Source organism: Singulisphaera photorubra, assembly GCF_045290345.1.
Lineage (GTDB): Bacteria > Planctomycetota > Planctomycetia > Isosphaerales > Isosphaeraceae > Singulisphaera.
Genome location: NZ_CP155447.1, coordinates 2,612,385 through 2,631,623, shown reverse-complemented (window position 1 = coordinate 2,631,623; position 19,239 = coordinate 2,612,385). Strand labels below are relative to the sequence as shown.

Here is a 19,239-nt window from a genome sequence, read left to right as displayed (position 1 = left end):
GTCCGATCCCATTGGCGACTTTCCGGGGACGGTTACAAACGCAATGACGCTCATTGATGACGGAAAGCAAGGTAAGTCCTCTCGTTCGACACCTTGCCGAACCACCCGAGAAATTGTCCCCTCGAAATCATAACAAAGCGATTCTCGACCATCGGCGCAGGTAGTCCCCATCGGCATTTCCGACGAGGCTTCCCCATGAAAAGCTTTCTGTCCCTTTGATTGATGCCCTTGGTAATGTTCTCCCGCGGGAGATGGCAATGCGTATGCTGCGATCGGTGATTCGACTGGGCCTGACGACGTTGGTCATTTTGACGGGAGCGGCCATCCTGCTGGGGCGATACAATCCCGAGCCGTCCGATCGGCGCCAGGCCGCGTTTCCCCGCTATCGGCCAATCTGCGTCTCCTCATTCCCGAAGGTCGACAACGAATTCCGCCTGCTGAACGTCGAGACTGGCGTGACCGAGCGGATCAAGCTCAACGAAGCGGAACGCATCGACTACGCCACCTGCTCCCCTTGGCAAGACAACCAAGGGCGATCCCATGTTGTAGGCCTCTGGAAACGTTTCGAGGGGAACCAGGTTGACGAGATGGGACTGGCGCGGCTTGCGATCCCAGGAGGTGAAGTTCTCGATCGGGTTGCCCTCGACAACATTCCGGCAGGCTCTCCCTGCTGGGCTCCAGGCTTGTCGGCGAAGGTCCTTTTCTCGGGATGGGACGGTCAGCTCTACAGCTATTCCTTCGACGATCCGCCGACGGCGACCGAGGGGTCTTACGACGGTGACATGGTGAAGCCGGTCCCCTTGGTCTGGCGAAATCCCCCTCCCTGGGCCTATCGTCGCCTGCTCTGGGAACCAACCTGGCCGACCGACCCGAGACTGGGAGGCAAAGTCATCGTCTCGGTCTCGTTCCACGAGGTGCGTCAGAATCAGGAGGGCCGGACGAGGACGCAGCTCTGGTGGCTCAAGCTCGACAGCGCCGGGACGAGAATCGAAGACCTGGGACGCCTGATCGCATCAGGGCCGACCGACTCGATCATCGAGGAGCGATTCGCCAACGTCGCAGCCACGCCTGACGGTGGTCTGGCACTGGCCTACCTTGCCCGTCGGGACGAGGATCGCAGCCTCCATTTGCGGTTGGGGACGATGACAATCGACGCGGCGACCGGGAATCCGTCCGTCGACGAGGCCAGCAGCGTGGAGTTGCCCGGGCCGCGGATCGCCAACCAGCCGGCATTCTCGGCCGACGGCGGCTGGATCGATTCCGTCCTGAGCGACGCGAGGCCCAACGATGCTGTCGAGCGGTACTCGGTCGTTGCCGCTCTCGCTGGGCACCCCGGGTCGTCGGGGAGAAAGTCCGAGCCGGCGCGTGCCAAGCTTTCCGTGGCGTCCCCCGCCCGAGCGATTCACCACCGTCGTTTCTCACGGCTCGGTTTTTTGAAGAGCAACCCAGGTTGCCTCAAGAAGTCATGATTCGAACGCCCAGGCCCAAGAGCGGAGAGATCAGGTCTCGTCCGGATGCGCCTTGGCATGAGGCAACTCGATCGTGACGATCAGGCCGGGGTTTGCATTTCTCGCCACGACCTTTCCTCGATGCAGGTTGATGGCGCGTTGGGCGATCGACAGCCCTAATCCAACGCCGCCGCTGGTCCGGGCCCGGTCATCATCCACGCGAAAGAACGGTTTGAAGATCTGATCCAACCATTCGTCCGGGATTCCCGGTCCGCGGTCGCGCACGGTGATCGTGGCCACCTCGGCCACGAGCGTCATGACGACCTCGACGGTCGTTCCCTCCGGAGCGTAGTGGATCGCGTTGCGAAGCACGTTCTCGACGGCGCGTCGGATCAGTTCCCGCTCTCCGAGGAGAAACGCAGCCCCCTCGACGTTCAAGATCAGGCGGCGATGTCGGGCCTCGGCCTCCAGTACGCAATCCGCAACCAACGATCGCAGGAGTTCGCTCAAAGAGATGACATGGAGGTCTTGTGACGAAGGGTCTCCCTCGGCGCGAGTTAACTGAAGGAGTTCGTCGACCAGGTTGGCCAGTCGTTCCACGTCCTTGGCGATATGCGTCAGAGCCTCTTCACGATCGCCGTCGGTTCGTGCCAACTCCACGGCGAACCGGAGCCGCGCCAGGGGAGAACGGAGCTCGTGAGACACATCTTGCAAGAGCCGGCGCTCGGCGGTCAGCAACGTCTCGATCCGTTCGGCCATCCGGTCGAAAGCCCGCGACAGCCCCCCGATCTCATCCTTTCGAAGCGAACCGGTGCGGGCCGTCAGATCACCCCGGCCGAACTGCTCCACCGTGCGTCTCAGACTTCGCAACGGCCTGACCAGGTTGATCGCCACGAGGTAGCCGAGAACCGCGGTTCCCAACAGGGTCCAGAGATAGATCGGCAGGAACGCAGGCGCCTCCTGCGAAGGCAGGAAGAACGACGAGGTCGCCTTGAATGCGACGACCGACACCAGGCTCGTTCCCAGGAACCAGAGGAAGATCTTGCCGAACAGCGAGTTCATCGTTCGACTTCGCCTTCCCCGTCCCCTTCCGCCTCCGAGCAGAAGAGGTAGCCGATACCTCGGACGGTCCGGATCCGGTCGCCGTGACGCTTCAATTTCTTCCGGATGTGACTGATATGGACGTCAATGGAGCGATCGAACGGCGTGGCCCGACGCTGGTGGAGGGCGGTCGTCAGCGCGTCGCGTGAAAGCACCCGCCCCGCCAAACGCACAAGCTGTTCCAGGACATCGAACTCAATCGAAGTCAGACCGACGACCCGCCCCTCACAGTGGACTTCGCGAGCCCCGGGAATCAGCCGGATTGGACCGACCACGAGCGATTCGACCTCGCTGTGCCGGGTGTTGTCCATCCGTCGAAGCACAGCGCGGATCCGGGCGAGCAATTCTTCCGGACCGAAGGGCTTGGGCAAATAATCGTCGGCGCCGGCGTTGAGGCCGAGAATCCGGTCGGCCTGGGCGGTCCGCGCCGTCAGCATGATCACCGGGATCTGGCTCCGATGCCGTACCTGGCCGAGCAACTCGAACCCGTCGAGATTCGGCATCATGACGTCGAGCAAGACCAGGTCGTGAGCACCCGTCAAGGCTCGCGCCAGGCCACGATGGCTGTTATGAACGATCTCAACGCTCATCCCATGCCGCGCAAAGAATTTCTGCATTAAGCCACATAACTCGACGTCGTCGTCGATGAGCAAAATGGAGACCGACCCCGCCGCAGACTTCACCGGAGCCGCGTCGTCTCCCGGCATTATCATCGTTTGAGCGCCCTGAAGCAGCGGGAACGATTCCTGTGCATTCATCGGAACTGAACTCCCGCCCCCACCACCGCCACGTCGGAGATTCGCTCGTCTTCAGTCTCGGCGCGTCCTGCGCAAAGCGGTCCCGTCCCCATACGCCTCGCCGCGATTATAGACAACCACAACCCCTCCCAATCATTAAGATTCGTAAAATCAGAGCCGTTCACGACCAACCTCGCGGCGACGCTCAATCCAATCCGTCCCCCCCCAAGAAAAAGGAGCGTCGAGTACTGGGCCGAGGAGTTGACGTCCCTCGGCCTCTCCTCGACGCCCTCTCAAGGGGTTTGCCACGCTCAAGAGGTGGAAGCTGCCAGGCGTGAAGATTGAGCCCCGACTGGGATCAAAGTTCCCTGTCTCAGCGGCCTCTTCGGCCTCCGAACCGGCCGCCCATCCCGCCACCGTAGGGCGAACCACTGAACTGGGCTGACTGGCCGCCCATCCCACCGACCGTATACGAGGTGACGACCGGAGCTCCGCTGAACTGGCCACTCGCTTCGACGCCGCTGGCAGAGGAAACGCTAAACGAACCGAACTGGCCGCCGCCAGCCATGTTGACGGCCCCTTGCGAGACGCTAATCGGGCCGTGCATCCCGCCACCGATAGGCGAAACGGTGATCGGCAAGCCATTGAACTGGCCACCGCCATCCATCATGACACCGCCAGCCGAGGCAAAGTCGATCGGGAAAGCACTAAACGGGCCGCCCGGCGCACCACCGGCAAATGGAACAGCCATCGGGATTCCAGATTCGAATCCTCCGGTCAACCCGCTCATCAAGCTACCGACTGCGTCGCCCGTCGTCAGCGACACGGAAGGCATCGCTTCGGCATTGGAGTTGATTTCATTCTCGATGGCCTCCCGATCGGCTGCGATGGTCGCCAGGTCGTCAGCCGTGACGTGCGAGGCCGCGACCACGGCCTGGATATCGGCAACAGCCGTATCGATCAGCGTCTGGTCGGTGATGCCCTGGCTCTTGAGAACCGCGGTGAAGTCAGCCACGAGTTGAGCCTGCTGAACGTCGGTGGGAATTTGGCTGCCGATCGACTCAACCGTGGCGGCCAACGCTTTCACCGACTCCTGGTCGGGATCGGTCGTGGACGCCTCCTGGATCGCCTCGAAGTCGTTGCGGACGGCGGCCAGCAGCTTCGGCGTCACTTCCGACTTGTCCTGGATCGCCTGAAGATCGGTCTGGAGCTTCTCGAAATGGCTCTGCAACTCCTCGCTGGGCTCTGCCCTGATGCTAAGGTTGCCAGCCTGGGTTCCAGGCCCGTCAGCCTGCTGGCCGAGCGCCCCGTTGAAGCTCACCAACTCTCTGTTTTCAGCTCTGCCACCGAACCAGCCCCCGAGCGGCCCACTCGGCATCACACTAAAGGAACCACCACTCATCGTCGGAGCCCCCTGATCGGGCTGGGTCGTCGTCGGGGATCCGTTGGCCGGGTCGCCCTGGGCCGGCATGGTGAGCGTCTCCGGCGCCTCGGATGGAACGGTCGTGGTATTCGTGTCAACGACGGCGTTGAGGCCTGGAGTGGCGGGTTGATTCTGCAATCTCGCACGAGCCACCTGTCCATACCTCACGGCGACCCCGCCACGTCCCGCTCCGCCACCCATCGCGTTGCCATGCCCCCGAATATTCGCAAACGGCCCGGCTTGCGTGGAAACGGAGGATACGGCCGCTCCGCTCCCGAATCCTCCGGTATTTTGCCCGCCCATCGTGCCCCTTGTGAAAAACTGCCCACGCTGGGTGGTTGGGGAGGACGGCATCCCCATGTGTCCCCGGAGCAGGCCGGTCGTTGAGAGAAGTTGACGACCCTCAAGCGACTCGCAGCGCACGGCCGCGGTGGGCGAGCGACGGGGGGCGAGTTCCTGGCTCTTGATCCAGGTGGCGAGCAGGCGACGCAGCATCGATTCCATTTTCGGATTCCTCGAATTTCGGACAAGAAAACCCCAAGGGGCGCTGGCATCCTTCCAGGTTCGCCCCAGGTCCCTCGCTGGGCACCCGGTGTTTGCTCGTTGAGGCAGCCTCATGGCGATAGTAGATTGGCATTTTCGAGGTCTCATCCTGTAAAGAATCGTTAATTCAGGAAGAGTCGCACGTCGACGATCGGCGACCTACGGACGGTGACAAGACTCATGACTCACGGCTGAGGCTGCTTCCAACACGGGTACCCATTCCAAAAAAAGTGGCAGCGGTCCAGCGGTCCAGTGGCAAGACCGATCGTTGGCCGATGCGTCGGCGGTCTGGTATGATGGGAGGTCTTGGAGTTTGGGTCGCGACGGTATTACCTCGAAACGATTAGGGTCTCATGCTTCATCCCTGGCACGACGTCACTCCGGGCGAACACCTGCCCAAGGAGTTCAATGCGCTCGTCGAGATCCCGATGGGATCGAGCGTCAAGTACGAGTTGGATAAGCGCACGGGCCTGCTTCGGCTCGACCGGGTGCTCTATTCGGCCGTCTATTATCCAGCCAATTACGGGTTTATCCCCCAGACCTACGCGGAAGACGAGGACCCTCTCGACGTTCTGGTCCTCTGCCAGGAGGCCGTGGCGCCGATGACGCTGGTCACCGCGCGGGCAATCGGTCTGATGACCATGATCGACTGCGGCAAACGCGACCACAAAATCCTCGCCGTCGCGGTGGGTGACCCGGAATTCAATAGCTTCCACGACGCTCTGGATCTTCCTCCCCACCGGCTCACCATGCTTCGTCGCTTCTTCCAGGACTACAAGCAACTCGAGGGCAAGGACGTCGCAGTCGACGAGATCCAGTCGGCCGACCTCGCCTTGCCGATCATCGAAGAGTCGCTTCAGCGCTACAGCACGATCCGCCGCAAGGGGTTCAATTGAAATGAGCCACCGATCGACGGCCGCCGCCGTCCGGATGCGCGCGGTCGTGATCGGCGGTTCGGGACAGTTGGGCGGCTGGCTCCTCCGCGTGCTCGCCGAGCGAAATCACGACGCGTGGGGAACCTTCGCCACGACAGCTTTTCCCGGCTTGGTCCCGCTCGACGCCGCAAACCAGGCAGCCTCGGCTGCCTGGGTGCGCGACCAAAAAGCCGACGTGGTCTTCTATCCGGCCGGGTTCACCTGGGTCGACGGCTGCGAACGAGACCCAGGAAAAGCGCGGGCTGCGAACGTCGAGCAGCCTCTGAACCTGGCCCGAGCGGCCGCCGAAGTGGGGGCTCGCTTCGTCTACTTCTCCACCGATTACGTCTTCGACGGCCACAACGGTCCGTATGCCGAATCGGCTGAACCTCGCCCGCTTTCCATCTACGGGCAGGCCAAGCTTGAAGCCGAGCAGGTCCTGGCCGAAACACTGGGCGATCTCCTCTTGATCGCGCGAACCACTTGGGTCTATGGCCCCGAACGACAAGGGAAGAATTTCGCCTACCAACTCGCCAAGACGTTGCGCGAAGGGCGTGCCCTCCCCTGCCCTTCGGACCAGGTCTCGACCCCGAGCTACGGTCCCGACGTCGCGCAAGCGATTGTCAGATTGATTGAACAGGGGCGGTCGGGTCTCATCCACGTCGCCGGCCCCGATCTCATCGACCGGGTCACATTCGCCAGGAGCCTGGCCGAAGCCTTCGGGCTGAATTCGCAACTGATCCAGGCCAAGACGACCGCCGAACTCGGCCAAGGGGCACCCCGTCCCTTGAACAGCGGGCTACTTACCCCTCGGCTTGACGCCTGGCTTCCCGGGCTGATGCGCCCCTTGTCCGAATGCCTCCTCGACTTCCAGCTCAAGCTCGACGAGCCTGGTGGATGGGTCCGACCACTCACCGCAACATGAGCGTGGAAGGGCTGGCCTTTTTGAGGTGGGTTCGCCATGATTGATTTAAGAGATGACGCCCACGAACTTCCTCCCCGTCGTGGCGAAGCAATGAGCGGCCTCCCGGTCGAATCCTGACCTTCTGTTTTCCTTAATCCATCAAGATGACGAACACCATGACCCATGTTCTGTTGCGCATTCGTGATGCGGCGATCGACCGTCGAGCCCTCCTCGGAGCAGGCCTGCTCCTGTTGCTCGGGTTCGGCGCTTCGGCCCCTGCCGACGAACCCAAGGTAGGCGAGAAGCTGCCACGCCGGGGCGATGAGATCGTCGTCTGCGGCCAACTCTTCCACACCACCGCGCCAGTCGTCCTGTGGACCGATCCAGGTGGATACGACGCCTATCGCGTCGAGCGTCGGTTCGGGCCAATCGCGGATGTCCGGGAGAAAGCCAAGGTCCAGGAACGGAACGAGGTGACCATCGGGTTCGGGGTGCGCAAGGTGCCGCTCACGCCGGAGCAGAACGAACAGGTGCGCGGAGGTGGCTGGGACTTGACCTCGCTTCAGAACGTCGTCGATCAGTTCGTGATCCACTACGACGTCGCAGGGACAAGCCGGCGCTGCTTCCAGGTCCTCCATGACAGCCGAGGCCTGAGCGTCCAGTTCATGCTCGACCTCGACGGCACGATTTACCAGACCCTCGACCTGAAGGAAGGGGCCTGGCACGCAACCAAGGCCAACGGCCGCTCCATCGGGATCGAGATCGCCAACATGGGAGCCTACCCACTTGGCGGCACCGACACGTTCAACCGCTGGTATCGCCGCGACGCTGACGGCCAGGTCCAGATCATCCTGCCTGAAACCGAGTTGAACGCGGTACGCAAGCGGGCAACGGATCCCACGTGGGTGCCCCGACCGAGCCGCCCCGAGCCGGTCGTCGGGACGATCCACGGGCAAAAGCTTCAGCAATATGACCTGACCCCCGAGCAGTACGACTCCCTGACCAAATTGACCGCCACCCTCTGCACCGTCTTCCCCAAGATCAAGTGCGATTACCCGCGTGACGAAGCCGGAGCGCTTCTCACAAAGACGCTCCCCAACGACAAGTACGACCTCTTCCAAGGGATCGTGGGGCACTATCACGTCCAGACCAACAAGACCGACCCAGGTCCCGCCTTCCAGTGGGACAAAGTCATCGACGGCGCCCGGGCGCTGATGACGAAGTGACCTGATGGCGAAGTGAAAGGATCGACCAATGCGGATCGGTGTGACCGGAGCCACGGGGTTCCTCGGCCGTTATCTCGTTGCGAACCTGGCCAGAGCGGGGCATCAGCTCCGCTGCTGGCACCGCCCCTCGAGCCAGCAGGAGGGGCTGGAGATTTTCCAGGATTCGCTCACTTGGGTACCGGGCGAACTCGGTGAAGATCACGCCGCGCATGCTCTGGTCGAAGGCTGCGATGCCGTGGTTCACTCCGCACTCTACCATCCCTCAGGCGGCTTCATGGGGGGCGAGGGGACCTCATCCCGTTCGTGGAGACGAATGTGATGGGGACGCTCCGCTTGATCGAGGCCGCGCGAGCGGCCGGGGTCAAGCGGTTCATCTTCATCTCGACCTGTGCGGTCTACGACACCATCCTCGGCGACCGGCCGCTTGACGAGGCCCATCCACTTTGGCCGGCCAGCCACTACGGAGCCCACAAGGCGGCCCTCGAAGCCTTCGTCCATAGCTACGGCATGGGCCAGGGCTACCCGATCTGCGCACTCCGCCCGACCGGCATCTACGGCCTGGCACACCCTCCCCGCAAGAGCAAGTGGTTCGATCTGGTCTCCGCCGTGGCGCGAGGTGAGAAGGTTGAATGCCGCCGCGGCGGAAAGGAAGTCCACGCCGCCGACGTCGCCTGTGCTGTCGCCGTCCTGCTGACGGCCGAGACCAAGGCCATCTCCGGCCAGTCGTTCAACTGCTGCGACCGCTACGTTTCCGAACATGAAGTGGCCACGATCGCCCAGGAGCGATCGGGAGCCCGGGGCGCGATTCTCGGCACGCCCTCGGCCCCCAAAAACCAGATCGTCACGACCAAGCTGCAAGCCCTCGGCATGCAGTTCGGCGGCCGCCCCCTCCTGGAGCAAACCATCGACGAGATGCTCGTGGCAACCTCCTCGACTCAGGGTTGAAGCCAGGATCGATTCCCGAGAGTCCCCTCACCAATGTCGAAAAGCATCGAGTCTCCGCAGAGTTGAAGTCTCCTCAGAAACTGCAACGGTTCGGGAGAATGGCCGAAACCGACAGCGACATCGATGGGTATCGATAAAGGCCCCATTGAGGTCGATTGTCGACGCGGGGACTTCTGTCGAGGAAGGTTGGTCGCGCGGAGGCCCCGCATTGGCCATGGTCGAGGCGGTGAGCATGGGATCGCCGAACCGGGCCGGAGCCGCCACGGATGGACCGCGGTTCGGGCTCACCCTGATGCTCTGGGGAGCGCTCGTACTCGGGCTGAACGGCGTCATCTGGCTTGCGGGATTCCGGACGGGCGCACTGGCTGAGGGAGTCGAGCAAGGCGCGGCTCGGGTCGAGTCGCGCGGTATCGGCGAGGTAAGCGACGACCTGATCCGCCGGGCCATTCAAACACAGCACGACACACTCTCGTTCTGGACGACGCTGGCCTGGCTGGGGGATTTTCTGGTCGAACCACTGGCCCTGGCCGCGAGAGCGCTGGCGGCGGCGACCCTCTTTGCCTCAGTAGCGGCCCTGGTTGGTCGCCCCGTTCGGTATGAGCTGGCCCTGAACGAATGCGCCATCGCACAAGGAATTTGGGTGCTCGGTCTGGCGGTCCAGGTAGCCCTCATGGTTGCGCTGCGGCGGGGCGACATCGAAACCTCACCGACTCTCCTCTTACCCCAGGGAGTCTACCCGGCCGCCGCGTGGCTTGCCCTCCGGCAACTCGACCTGTTCGTGGTCCTGGGGTGGTCGGTCCTGGCGCACGGGGCCTGGCGACGGGGACAGGTCAATCTGACTGCCGCAGGGATGATCTGCATTGTTCTCTGGCTCGTCGAGGCGGTCATTCGGGTCGCCTTCGGCCTGGCGATCGGGGCCGGGGCGAGACTGGTGATCGCGCCAGGTTGAGGTGCGACCAAAGTCGAAACAAGAGAACCAATGATGTCCCGATTCGTCGTAGTGACAATCGCTCTGGGAATCCTGGTGGCAGTGCTCGCCGCCGCTAACCTTCGGCGCGATTCCGGCTCCCTTGAGATCGACTGGCGCCTGGCCTCACCGCCGACCCGCGAAGTCATCGTCGAGCCGCCGACCCGCGGACCGATCATTCAGACGGTCGCGGCCCCCGGCAAGGTCGAGGCCGTCGAAGAAGCCGAGATCGCCTCGCAACTCGTGGGACGAGTCCTGGCGGTGAAAGTCAAAGACGGAGATTCGGTCAAGGCGAACGATGTGCTCGTTCAGCTCGACGACACCGACGCCAAAGCCAGGCTCGACTCATCCAAGGCGCGAATCGAGCGGCTCCGCTCGGCGATCGAGCAAGCTGGATCGGACGTGGACAAGGCAAATCGCGACGCCAAGCAATCGGGCACGCTTGCAGGTCGCGGCTTCACGGCTCCGAATGAGTTGGCCGACGCCCGCACCGCCGTGGCCAAGTCTCAGGCCGCGCTGGCGATGAGCCGGCACGAGTTGATCGAGAGCGAAGCAATGCGACGGACCAGCCAGCAAGACCTGGACCGAACGACGATCAAGGCTCCCATCGACGGCGTGGTCGCCGGGGTCAACGTCGACGTCGGCGAGGTCGTCATCGCAGGGACGACGAACTTGCCGGGCTCGGTACTGATGACCATCAGCGACATGAACCGGATGCGTGTCCGGGCCGATGTCGACGAGACCGACGTCCCCCTGGTCCGCCGCGGCCAGCCGGCCCTGGTCTACCTCCAGGCCGACCAGCTCCACCCCATCGCGGGCACGATCGACTTGGTGGCTCCCAAGGGGAAGACCAAGGACGAAGTCGTGAGCTTCGAGACCCTGGTCAGCCTCGACGCGGCCGCCGACACCGCCCACTCATCGCTCCGGCCGGCGATGACCGCGACGGTCGAGATCGAGGTCCGCCGCGCCTCCGCCGCTCTGGGAGTGCCCGCCCAGGCCGTCGTCCACCGCCGTCGCAAAGATTTACCCAACACCCCAAGCGTCCGCGCCTGGGCCGAGCGCAACGCCCGATCGCCCGGCGAAAAAGCCCAGGAGGCCGAACTCCGCTACATCAAGATCGTCTTCGTCATCGAAGGTGGCATCGCCCGCGCCCGACCCGTCGAGACCGGCCTGAGCGACGAGCGCAAAGTCGAGATCCTCTCCGGCCTGAAACCGGACGAGCCAGTCGTCGTCGGCCCTTTCCGCACTCTCGACGAATTGAAAGATGGCGATCCGGTCAAGCCCGTCAAAACTCTCTCCGAAGCCGGGGACGCTCGATAAGGCCAAGCGGGCCGAATCTCTGTTCACAACCAAATGGCCAGAGGTTGCGAACCTTAATCAGAGAACCGAGCACCTCGGCCCTTGACATTTAGTCTCCCTTCGAGTGTAATTCGTCCGTGAGACGTGCCCGTAGCTCAATTGGATAGAGCGTTGGCCTCCGAAGCCAAAGGTTGCAGGTTCAACTCCTGCCGGGCACACTGATCTAAATCCTGCCGAGTGCTAACTTTAGCTCACCTGTCCTGGCGGACGGAGCGGCCCAAAAACTCCATCAAACCCGGTACACTACCGGATTTGGAGGCCGCCCCGATGCCAGTACGCACTCCGTCCTACCGGTTTCACAAACCATCCGGTCAGGCTGTCGTCACCTTGAATGGCCGAGATTTTTACCTCGGCAAACACGGCACACCCCAAAGCCTGGCCGAATACGATCGCCTGCTGGCCGAATGGCTGGTTAACGGGCGACACGCTGCCACTCGCGCCCGCGAAAACCCCACGTCAGGCTCCCCGGTCGCACCGGACGAACTGACCATCAGCGAAATGATCCTGGCGTACATTCGCTATGCTGAAGGGTACTACCGGAAAGGCGGAAAACCTACCGGCGAAGTCGCGCATATCAAATACGCCATGGGGCATCTCAGGCGGCTTTACGGCCACACTTCAGCCAAGAACTTCGGCCCCCTGGCATTGAAAACCGTTCGCCAACAGATCATCGATTCCGGCCTGTGCCACAACGAAGTCAATCGTCGGACGCGAATCATCGTCCGTGCCTTCAAGTGGGCAACCGAGAATGAACTGATTCCGCTTAGCATTCATCACGGCTTGCGAGCGGTTTCCGGTTTACGAAAAGGACGATCCGAGGCCCGGGAGAGCCTACCGGTCAAACCAGTCGCCGACACATTGGTAGACGCGATCGTCCCTTTTGTCTCCCGACAGGTTGGGGCAATGATTCAGCTTCAACGGCTCTCAGGCATGAGGCCCGGCGAAGTTTGCATGCTGCGTACGTGCGATCTCGACACGTCAGGCCGGGTCTGGATCTACACACCGGAAACGCACAAGACCGAGCATCACGGGCGTGATCGGCAGATTTACTTTGGGCCCGCCGCTCAAGTCGTGCTGCGCCAATGGATCCGACCCGACCCAATTGATTACCTGTTCCAACCCAAAGAAGTCGTTGAGGAGTCGCTTGCGGAACGTCGCCGAAACCGAAAGTCTCCTATGACTCCGTCTCAACAGGCACGTGCAAAGAAACCCTCCCCAAAAAAGGGTCCAGGGGCTTGCTATACGGCCGACTCCTACCGCGAAACCATTGTGAAAGCTTGCGCGGCCGCCTTTCCGCATCCTGTGTTGTCGAAGATCCCTAAGAAAGATCTTACCTCCGAGCAACGTCGGGAACTCAAGGATTGGCACCGCGCGCATCGCTGGCACCCCAACCAACTTCGCCACAACGCCGCGACGAAGCTACGCCGAGAGTTTGGGTTGGACGTAGCTCGCGTGATCCTGGGCCATTCCAGTTCGACCGTCACCGAAGTCTACGCCGAGGTCGACCGAGACAAGGCGATCGGGGTCATGGGCCAGATCGGCTGAGCATTACGGATCGCCCGTTCACTTGGGCAGCATATTCGATTACCATCAAGTCGCTCGGGACGGCCAGGCTGATTGCAAGCGGCCTGGCCAAGCGAATCGGACGATCTTTGAACCTCTACCCGTCGAGTCGTCTGGTCCGCCCCGAGCACTGGCAGAGGGAAAATTAAATGGCAAAATTCGTCTGGGTGAATCGCGAGGATGGTTTCGGGCAGGATGCCGTTGATCTCCATCAATGTCGAAGATTCCTGGTTAGTTGCCCAGATCCTAGCGAAGGAGGCAACTGGGATCACATTGTGTACTACCGCACGCAGAACGACTTTTGGATTAAGGAATCTTATGAGCAAGAGCTATCAGGATATCAAATTGTTTATTGCTACGAACACGCTGTAACTGTTGCGCATGATTTTCTGAAAAACTCACGAAAGTTGCCGTTAGAACTCGAACCTGCAAGGGAAATTGCATCAGCATTCGACACTTATGTTTCGTGGATGAGAGGAAACCAGGCCCACGCCGGAATTGTCACTTTGGTGTCCAAGCCTCGATGGGACCGGCGAGAGAGAACGCTCTACTTCGGTGAAGTGCTTTGCCGGAGTTTTGCGGCTAACGCTAAGAACCAGATGAGATTGCTCGATGCGTTTGAGAAAGAAAACTGGCCAACTAAGAGCATTAGCAGCCCATTTGGTATAGGTGGACCACTGAAGCAAACCGTTGATGATTTCAATGCCACAGTGTCAATTCAAGCGTCATTTCGCTTTTGCATGGACAATTTGCGCGTCGGCTGGAAGCGTGCTGGTCACTAAGATGAGGAACTCTCCTCTAACTCCTACCAACTCCCGTCAAGTCTCCTGCCGACCTTCCTAGTGATATTGCGTATACTTGCCTCAGTGACGCAAAACATCCGTTTTGTTGAGAGGCAACGCAAATGACTCACATCGCAGAAAGAGAGAAGACTCTTGCTCAGGCCGATCGAGTGACCTGGGAGGGCAACGGGCGAAGAATCCGCTTGGAATCACTATCTCCTCTTCTCGCAAGTTCCTGGCTTACTGCCTAAAAAGAGAGGGCGCAAGGTCAACCTCTCAACGATCCACAGATGGGCCTCTTATGGGTGCCGGGGCGTGAAACTCCGGTTCGCCATGATCGGGGGGAGCCGCTGCACCACCCGCGAGTGGATCGCCGAGTTCTTTGACGCTCTCACAGCCGCTCGCTCCGGTGCCCCCCTGGCCTCCCAAGCCGGCTCGCACGCCCTGCCTGCCGCATCAACCAGCCGCACATCTGCCGCTCGCCAGCGGGATCACCAGCGGGCTGAAAAGGCACTCGCTGAACTCGGCATCTAAGTCGGCCCGCCAATTCAGATTCCACGTACGGCCGCCCCCTGGCGGACCGCCGGTGGAAACTCCGCGCCTTGCTTTCGCGGCGGGCCGGATTTTCCGGCGGTCCGCTTAGAGTCGGAATGGTGATCGCAATCCTTGTTCACCAAATAGGTTGCACCCCAATCGGGCGTGGCTGTTTGGAGTGATTTTCACTGGCCCTATTAAGCATGAGGACTCCCGATGGGAGCAACAACACAAATCGAATCCCGATCGATTCGGCCGAAAACAGTTCGCCCGCCCCAAAGCCCGCCTAATGAAATCGACCAGTCCCCGGCCGATGGCGAATCGCCCTCAGCTGTCATCGGCCGGGGCTCACGGCAAGTTGTAGGTGGCAAGACTCGCCGAAAGAAGACAGGCGGGGGAATGGGCCAACTCGGGCGTTCCATCCTGATTCCAGCAGAGTTGGCCCATTCCAGGGGATATCGTTTCCCAATCGACAAGGCAACGAAGGATCAGATCCAGGCCCTGGATAAACTGATCAAGAAATATCTTCAGAAGCAATTTGTAATGATGTTTCCTCGCGTTGGCGCCAGGACTATTGCCGCTGCCTTGAACTGCGGTGACAGCACAGCCTTCGCCTTGATCAAAGACGCGACGGCCTCGGGCGACCCCTGGGAAGATTTGGTTGAGGTAGTCCTGCTCGGCATGCACAACAAGGTGTTCGCCGGGCCGCTTGGAACGCCCAAAAACGACACTACAAAGTGGCTGTTCGAGAAGATGCACCATTTTGGATCAAACAGGATCGCCAAGCAGGCGACTCACGAGGCTGCGGCACTCGGCCAGTTACTTGCGGCCTTCCGGGTGGACTTCTATGAGTGGCGAAAGGGCGGGTGAACGATGTCAAATCCACGAAAGTCAGTCGAACAACGGCCTGAATCTTCGGTAGTCGACCACATTCACATTGAAACTGAGGCCCGGACAGAGGCCGCCGAAGCCGTTGGGAATCTCTGGGGCCGGGCTAGAGAAGCGGCGTTTGCCGAACTGAGGCTTCCCATTGTGGCGGTTCGCGATAAAGCAGGGCTGAGAATGCTCGTCATCCACGAGGCGGACCTACTGGCCTTGCCTGAGTATGCGAACGCTTTGGCCGTCATGCTACGCAGGAACTGTGGCTAAGAAAGGCAAGAGCCATCGATGCAACTCGATGGCTCTTGCATGAATCCCAGGCCGAAGTCGGTGAAACCTCGGCAAGCATGACAGCCTACTGGAGAGGCAAATCATTTTTATGAGCATACAAAGTGACGACAGTCATCGTCAAGACCATACTTTCGATGTCACGCGAGTCTCAGCTTCCCCGATCAGTGCAACCGACCGAGACGGGGCACGCATGCTGGCGGCCACTCTTGATGGCCACCCCCCTAAACGTAAAGACCTGAAGGGTATTTCGGTCCATTGGCAAAACTCCATCATTTTTCTGATGGACACAGCGGGCCTCAATACGCTCGAACACCGACGAACGAGCCTCTTCCAATTCTGGAGCAATACGCTTGAAGGGCGATATCCGGAAGAAGTCGGGTTAATGCGTGCGGCTTTGGTTCAAGTCGAGCAAGAAGGGCCGGTTTCGGAAATCGCCAGAGCGGTCGATGCAGATACGGGGTACTCTCGGTCCGATCTTGGCAACGCGCAACGCTTTGTTGCTCTCTATGGTGATCGGGTTCGTTACTGCTATGAACAGTCGGCCTGGCTCGTCTCGAACGGGAAGCGATGGATCCGCGATCGAACGGGAGAGGTTGAACGCCTGGCTAAGAAATCGGTAGTGGCGATGGCCCATGAGGCGGCGAATATGACGCCGGCTGAACGAGACGATTTTCTCGCCTTTGCTCTCAGTTCACAGGATCGCAGGCGACTTGACGCCCTCATTGCCCTGGCGAGGAGCGAGGAAGGAATCGCGATCGAGACGGCCGATTTAGACCGGGATCCGATGCTCCTGAACGTCTTGAACGGGACCGTTGATCTTCGGACAGGGACGCTACGCCCTCATGACCCGCGAGATCTGATAACCAAGCTTGCCCCGGTGGCATTCGACCCGACCGCCAGACGTGAGCTTTGGATCAAGACCATCGATCGCACAATGGGCAACGATCAGGAGGTCATTGGGTTTCTTCAACGGTCCATCGGATATGCGGCGACCGGTGACATCTCCGAACACGCCATCTTCATCCTTTACGGCAAGGGTCGAAATGGTAAGTCAACGTTCCTGAATACGATCCTGGCAATCCTCGGCGACTACGCGACGACGATCGATGCCTCACTCCTTATGTCGAAAGCCCAGGACGATCACCCTACGGGTCTGACCGACCTGGAAGGACGCCGCTTTGTGCCAACCGCCGAGGCTGAAGACGGCAGGCGATTCGATGAAGCTCTGGTCAAGAAGTTGACCGGAGGCGAGCGGATCAAAGCCCGGCGGATGCGGCAGGACTTCTATGAGTTCATGCCGAGCCACAAGGTCTTTCTTGCTGTAAATCACAAGCCGCGAATCAAGGGCACCGACGAAGGGATCTGGTCGCGAATCAAGCTGATTCCGTTCAACGCCTTCATCCCGAAAGAGGAGCGGATCAAGGATCTCGACAAGCAACTTGCGGCCGAGGCCCCGGGGATTCTGGCTTGGATCGTCCAGGGCTGCGTCGAATGGCAACGCATCGGCTTGGCCGAGCCTAAATCGATCGAGGATGCAACAAACAGCTACCGCGACGAGATGGATAACATCGGTGATTTTTTACGCGATCGATGCCTTGTTCCAGAGCAGTCGCATCTTAAGGAGGTCGCCAAGGTCAAAGCTAGCGAACTCTATGGGGCCTACGTCGGATGGTGTAAGGGCACGGGAACCGAGCCAGTGGCGTCCCGAGCGTTCGGCAGCGAAATGGAACGGCGGGGCTTCGAACTCAAGAAATCCAACTCCCAAGCCTGGCGACTGGGCCTGACGCTGAACCAAGACGTCGACCCAGATCCCGTAGCCTACGAAATCCCCTGATTCGCTCTGGCTTTCAACAGAATCAGTACCTTAGTACCCGGCAGTACCTACGCCAGGTTTGGCCGGGTACTGTTTAGAAATCATTACGCCAAAACAAGTTAAGGAAACACAGTACCCAAGTACCCAGAAATCCCGTACCGGGCCCCTATGCGTACGCACGCAGGAGGAGTGAATACGGAGATTCGGGTACTTCGGGTACTAAGGTACTGCCCAGGAATCGCACTATGGCCACCACTTTTGGATTCGCCAACATCCGCGTGACTAACGATCTGGGATCATTCCTCTTGTCCAGGCTGGGGGCGCCGTCGCCGTCTGGGAATTGGCTGTGCCCGTTTCACGCGGATACAAACCCGAACCTGCACATAACACCGGATGGCGAACACTTCAAATGTTTTGCTTGCGATGCCACAGGGGATGTCGTTGATTTAGTCGCGAGGTTTGATGGCATCACTGTTCGTGAGGCCGTCAAGCGGCTGAGTAACCTCAATTTTCGCCCTGGCAACCACTGCAAGGCCTCCGTTCAACCTACCCAGGTTCAGGTCGCCAAACCGGCCGCCAAGTCCGCCTGGCAGGATCGCGACTGGCAGAAGGCGATAGACGGCGTCATTCGGTACGCGGAAGCACAATTGTGGGAGTCAGTCGGCCACCCTGCTTTGGACTGGCTCCGCGAACGGGGCCTGGAAGATTCGACAATCCGCCGATTCCGACTCGGCTTTGTCGCGTCGGAGCAATGGCATCGTCGGTTCCCGGTCTTGGGTCAAAACCGACAAGGGGAAGATCATAAGCTGTTTATCCCGAGGGGTATTACGATCCCTTGGGTTCGTCCTGGTTCGTGGTATGCAAGCACTGATGACGAGGTCGAAGATCCCGGCTCACGATGGGTCGGCTGCAACGTTCGTCGACTTTCGATCGGCGACATCACCACCCCTCTCTCGGAAGGGCCCAAGTACCAAGCGTTGAAGGGGTCTGAACGAGGTCACTGCTACCCGTTCAGCGATATGGTTCGCGGCCTTCCCGCACTCGTTACGGAAGGCGAGCTTGACGCCCTCCTTGCTTGGCAGGAAGCCGCCGCATTCGTGAATGTCCTAACCATCGGTGGGGTATCGCAGAGGCCTCAGCAGGACGCCATGAACGCTCTGGCGGAATGCCCAATTCACCTTCTCGCATTTGACCACGACGTGAACCACGCAGGGGATTTGGCCGCACAAAAGTTCAGCGAGTTGTCGGCCGGAAGAGCTCGTAGGCTCTGGCTACCAAGCCCTGCCAACGACTTAACGGACTTTCACCGCGCCTTAGGCAAGATCCCTGATTGGCTTGCGTCGGAATCGGCTCGTTTCGGTCAGCCCTGGCCGCCAACACAGTCCCATTCCTGATCTAGCGATTCAATCTCTCTTAAGCTGAAAGGGTCAATGTATGTATAGGATATGCATGCGACAAGTGCGGCGTCGTCATTAAGGAAAACCGTGACGTTGTACTGCTCGAAATCACCGAACTGAATAAGATCGGTACGTTTCGCAGACGCGAACTGTGCCAATCCTGTCATGAGCGACTAAAAACGTGGTTCGCTATCTCGCCGACTGAACTCGGACCGCTTAACACGGTGGGCCAGCCGGTATTCAGTGAGGAGCCGGCCGCGATTCCGGCAGCCGATGGACCAACCACAGCCCGACTTCGAGCGATGTCATGCGTCGAAAAGGGGAGAGCGTCGGACGATAGCTCTCTCTGGATTTTGGACGCTGTGCAAGATTTGATGGAAGGCAATGTGCACCCCACCACAGGTGACGCCAAA

17 protein-coding genes and 1 tRNA gene are annotated in these 19,239 nt (G+C 60.4%); 15 read left to right on the top strand and 3 right to left on the bottom strand.

Translation table 11 applies throughout. From position 1 onward, the window contains the following. Nucleotides 1-257 precede the first annotated feature (257 nt). Nucleotides 258-1,469: a hypothetical protein gene (locus tag V5E97_RS10110; protein WP_406699199.1), complete on the top strand. Its 1,212-nt coding sequence runs from the start codon at nt 258-260 to the stop codon at nt 1,467-1,469. Nucleotides 1,470-1,499: 30 nt separating this feature from the next. Here V5E97_RS10110 and V5E97_RS10105 read toward each other — a convergent pair whose 3' ends face one another. The 3 genes from V5E97_RS10105 to V5E97_RS10095 form a co-directional block, all read right to left on the bottom strand. Then, nucleotides 1,500-2,510 carry a sensor histidine kinase gene (locus V5E97_RS10105; RefSeq protein ID WP_406699198.1) on the bottom strand — a complete coding sequence of 337 codons (1,011 nt, stop codon included), beginning with the start codon at nt 2,508-2,510 and terminating at the stop codon, nt 1,500-1,502. After that, on the bottom strand, nt 2,507-3,307 hold the full coding sequence (locus tag V5E97_RS10100) for a response regulator transcription factor (RefSeq protein WP_406699197.1): 801 nt from the start codon (nt 3,305-3,307) through the stop codon (nt 2,507-2,509). Before V5E97_RS10100 ends, V5E97_RS10105 begins: the two co-directional genes overlap by 4 nt. 352 nt (nt 3,308-3,659) lie before the next feature. Then, entirely contained in the window at nt 3,660-5,213 is a 1,554-nt protein-coding gene (locus V5E97_RS10095) for a hypothetical protein (protein WP_406699196.1), read from the bottom strand. 392 nt (nt 5,214-5,605) lie between these two features. Between V5E97_RS10095 and V5E97_RS10090 the strand changes: the two genes are divergently transcribed. From V5E97_RS10090 to V5E97_RS10025, 14 genes are all read left to right on the top strand, one after another. After that, the gene (locus V5E97_RS10090; RefSeq protein WP_406699195.1) at nt 5,606-6,148 is read left to right on the top strand and encodes an inorganic diphosphatase; all 543 of its coding nucleotides are present in this window, start codon (nt 5,606-5,608) and stop codon (nt 6,146-6,148) included. Between the two features lies 1 nt (nt 6,149). Next, nucleotides 6,150-7,091, top strand: coding sequence for an SDR family oxidoreductase (locus tag V5E97_RS10085; RefSeq protein WP_406699194.1), 942 nt, complete (start codon nt 6,150-6,152; stop codon nt 7,089-7,091). A gap of 155 nt (nt 7,092-7,246) precedes the next feature. Next, nucleotides 7,247-8,296 (top strand): N-acetylmuramoyl-L-alanine amidase, encoded by a 1,050-nt coding sequence (locus V5E97_RS10080; RefSeq protein WP_406699193.1) that lies wholly within the window; start codon nt 7,247-7,249, stop codon nt 8,294-8,296. Nucleotides 8,297-8,324: 28 nt separating this feature from the next. Further along, nucleotides 8,325-8,615: an NAD-dependent epimerase/dehydratase family protein gene (locus tag V5E97_RS10075; protein WP_406699192.1), complete on the top strand. Its 291-nt coding sequence runs from the start codon at nt 8,325-8,327 to the stop codon at nt 8,613-8,615. Next, complete coding sequence (locus tag V5E97_RS10070; RefSeq protein ID WP_406699191.1) at nt 8,615-9,241, top strand: NAD-dependent epimerase/dehydratase family protein; 627 nt, start codon at nt 8,615-8,617, stop codon at nt 9,239-9,241. Before V5E97_RS10075 ends, V5E97_RS10070 begins: the two co-directional genes overlap by 1 nt. A gap of 214 nt (nt 9,242-9,455) precedes the next feature. Beyond that, complete coding sequence (locus V5E97_RS10065) at nt 9,456-10,190, top strand: hypothetical protein (protein WP_406701144.1); 735 nt, start codon at nt 9,456-9,458, stop codon at nt 10,188-10,190. Between the two features lie 30 nt (nt 10,191-10,220). Next, nucleotides 10,221-11,528 carry an efflux RND transporter periplasmic adaptor subunit gene (locus tag V5E97_RS10060; protein ID WP_406699190.1) on the top strand — a complete coding sequence of 436 codons (1,308 nt, stop codon included), beginning with the start codon at nt 10,221-10,223 and terminating at the stop codon, nt 11,526-11,528. Between the two features lie 123 nt (nt 11,529-11,651). Continuing rightward, nucleotides 11,652-11,725 (top strand) — tRNA-Arg (locus tag V5E97_RS10055). 109 nt (nt 11,726-11,834) lie between these two features. Next, the gene (locus tag V5E97_RS10050; protein WP_406699189.1) at nt 11,835-13,112 is read left to right on the top strand and encodes a tyrosine-type recombinase/integrase; all 1,278 of its coding nucleotides are present in this window, start codon (nt 11,835-11,837) and stop codon (nt 13,110-13,112) included. Nucleotides 13,113-13,279: 167 nt separating this feature from the next. Next, nucleotides 13,280-13,912 carry a hypothetical protein gene (locus V5E97_RS10045; protein ID WP_406699188.1) on the top strand — a complete coding sequence of 211 codons (633 nt, stop codon included), beginning with the start codon at nt 13,280-13,282 and terminating at the stop codon, nt 13,910-13,912. Between the two features lie 315 nt (nt 13,913-14,227). Continuing rightward, nucleotides 14,228-14,446 carry a hypothetical protein gene (locus tag V5E97_RS10040; RefSeq protein WP_406699187.1) on the top strand — a complete coding sequence of 73 codons (219 nt, stop codon included), beginning with the start codon at nt 14,228-14,230 and terminating at the stop codon, nt 14,444-14,446. 399 nt (nt 14,447-14,845) lie between these two features. After that, nucleotides 14,846-15,316 carry a hypothetical protein gene (locus V5E97_RS10035; protein ID WP_406699185.1) on the top strand — a complete coding sequence of 157 codons (471 nt, stop codon included), beginning with the start codon at nt 14,846-14,848 and terminating at the stop codon, nt 15,314-15,316. A gap of 682 nt (nt 15,317-15,998) precedes the next feature. Next, nucleotides 15,999-17,450, top strand: coding sequence for a DNA primase family protein (locus V5E97_RS10030; protein WP_406699184.1), 1,452 nt, complete (start codon nt 15,999-16,001; stop codon nt 17,448-17,450). A gap of 224 nt (nt 17,451-17,674) precedes the next feature. Then, nucleotides 17,675-18,823 carry a CHC2 zinc finger domain-containing protein gene (locus V5E97_RS10025; RefSeq protein WP_406699183.1) on the top strand — a complete coding sequence of 383 codons (1,149 nt, stop codon included), beginning with the start codon at nt 17,675-17,677 and terminating at the stop codon, nt 18,821-18,823. Nucleotides 18,824-19,239: the final 416 nt, after the last annotated feature.

What these genes read in the sequence shown, in the direction of transcription:
- V5E97_RS10110 (WP_406699199.1), top strand. Translation starts at nt 258, where the DNA reads ATGCGTATGCTGCGATCGGTGATTCGACTGGGCCTGACGACGTTGGTC.
- V5E97_RS10105 (WP_406699198.1), bottom strand. Translation starts at nt 2,510, where the DNA reads ATGAACTCGCTGTTCGGCAAGATCTTCCTCTGGTTCCTGGGAACGAGC.
- V5E97_RS10100 (WP_406699197.1), bottom strand. Translation starts at nt 3,307, where the DNA reads ATGAATGCACAGGAATCGTTCCCGCTGCTTCAGGGCGCTCAAACGATG.
- V5E97_RS10095 (WP_406699196.1), bottom strand. Translation starts at nt 5,213, where the DNA reads ATGGAATCGATGCTGCGTCGCCTGCTCGCCACCTGGATCAAGAGCCAG.
- V5E97_RS10090 (WP_406699195.1), top strand. Translation starts at nt 5,606, where the DNA reads ATGCTTCATCCCTGGCACGACGTCACTCCGGGCGAACACCTGCCCAAG.
- V5E97_RS10085 (WP_406699194.1), top strand. Translation starts at nt 6,150, where the DNA reads ATGAGCCACCGATCGACGGCCGCCGCCGTCCGGATGCGCGCGGTCGTG.
- V5E97_RS10080 (WP_406699193.1), top strand. Translation starts at nt 7,247, where the DNA reads ATGACCCATGTTCTGTTGCGCATTCGTGATGCGGCGATCGACCGTCGA.
- V5E97_RS10075 (WP_406699192.1), top strand. Translation starts at nt 8,325, where the DNA reads ATGCGGATCGGTGTGACCGGAGCCACGGGGTTCCTCGGCCGTTATCTC.
- V5E97_RS10070 (WP_406699191.1), top strand. Translation starts at nt 8,615, where the DNA reads ATGGGGACGCTCCGCTTGATCGAGGCCGCGCGAGCGGCCGGGGTCAAG.
- V5E97_RS10065 (WP_406701144.1), top strand. Translation starts at nt 9,456, where the DNA reads ATGGTCGAGGCGGTGAGCATGGGATCGCCGAACCGGGCCGGAGCCGCC.
- V5E97_RS10060 (WP_406699190.1), top strand. Translation starts at nt 10,221, where the DNA reads ATGATGTCCCGATTCGTCGTAGTGACAATCGCTCTGGGAATCCTGGTG.
- V5E97_RS10050 (WP_406699189.1), top strand. Translation starts at nt 11,835, where the DNA reads ATGCCAGTACGCACTCCGTCCTACCGGTTTCACAAACCATCCGGTCAG.
- V5E97_RS10045 (WP_406699188.1), top strand. Translation starts at nt 13,280, where the DNA reads ATGGCAAAATTCGTCTGGGTGAATCGCGAGGATGGTTTCGGGCAGGAT.
- V5E97_RS10035 (WP_406699185.1), top strand. Translation starts at nt 14,846, where the DNA reads ATGGGCCAACTCGGGCGTTCCATCCTGATTCCAGCAGAGTTGGCCCAT.
- V5E97_RS10030 (WP_406699184.1), top strand. Translation starts at nt 15,999, where the DNA reads ATGCGTGCGGCTTTGGTTCAAGTCGAGCAAGAAGGGCCGGTTTCGGAA.
- V5E97_RS10025 (WP_406699183.1), top strand. Translation starts at nt 17,675, where the DNA reads ATGGCCACCACTTTTGGATTCGCCAACATCCGCGTGACTAACGATCTG.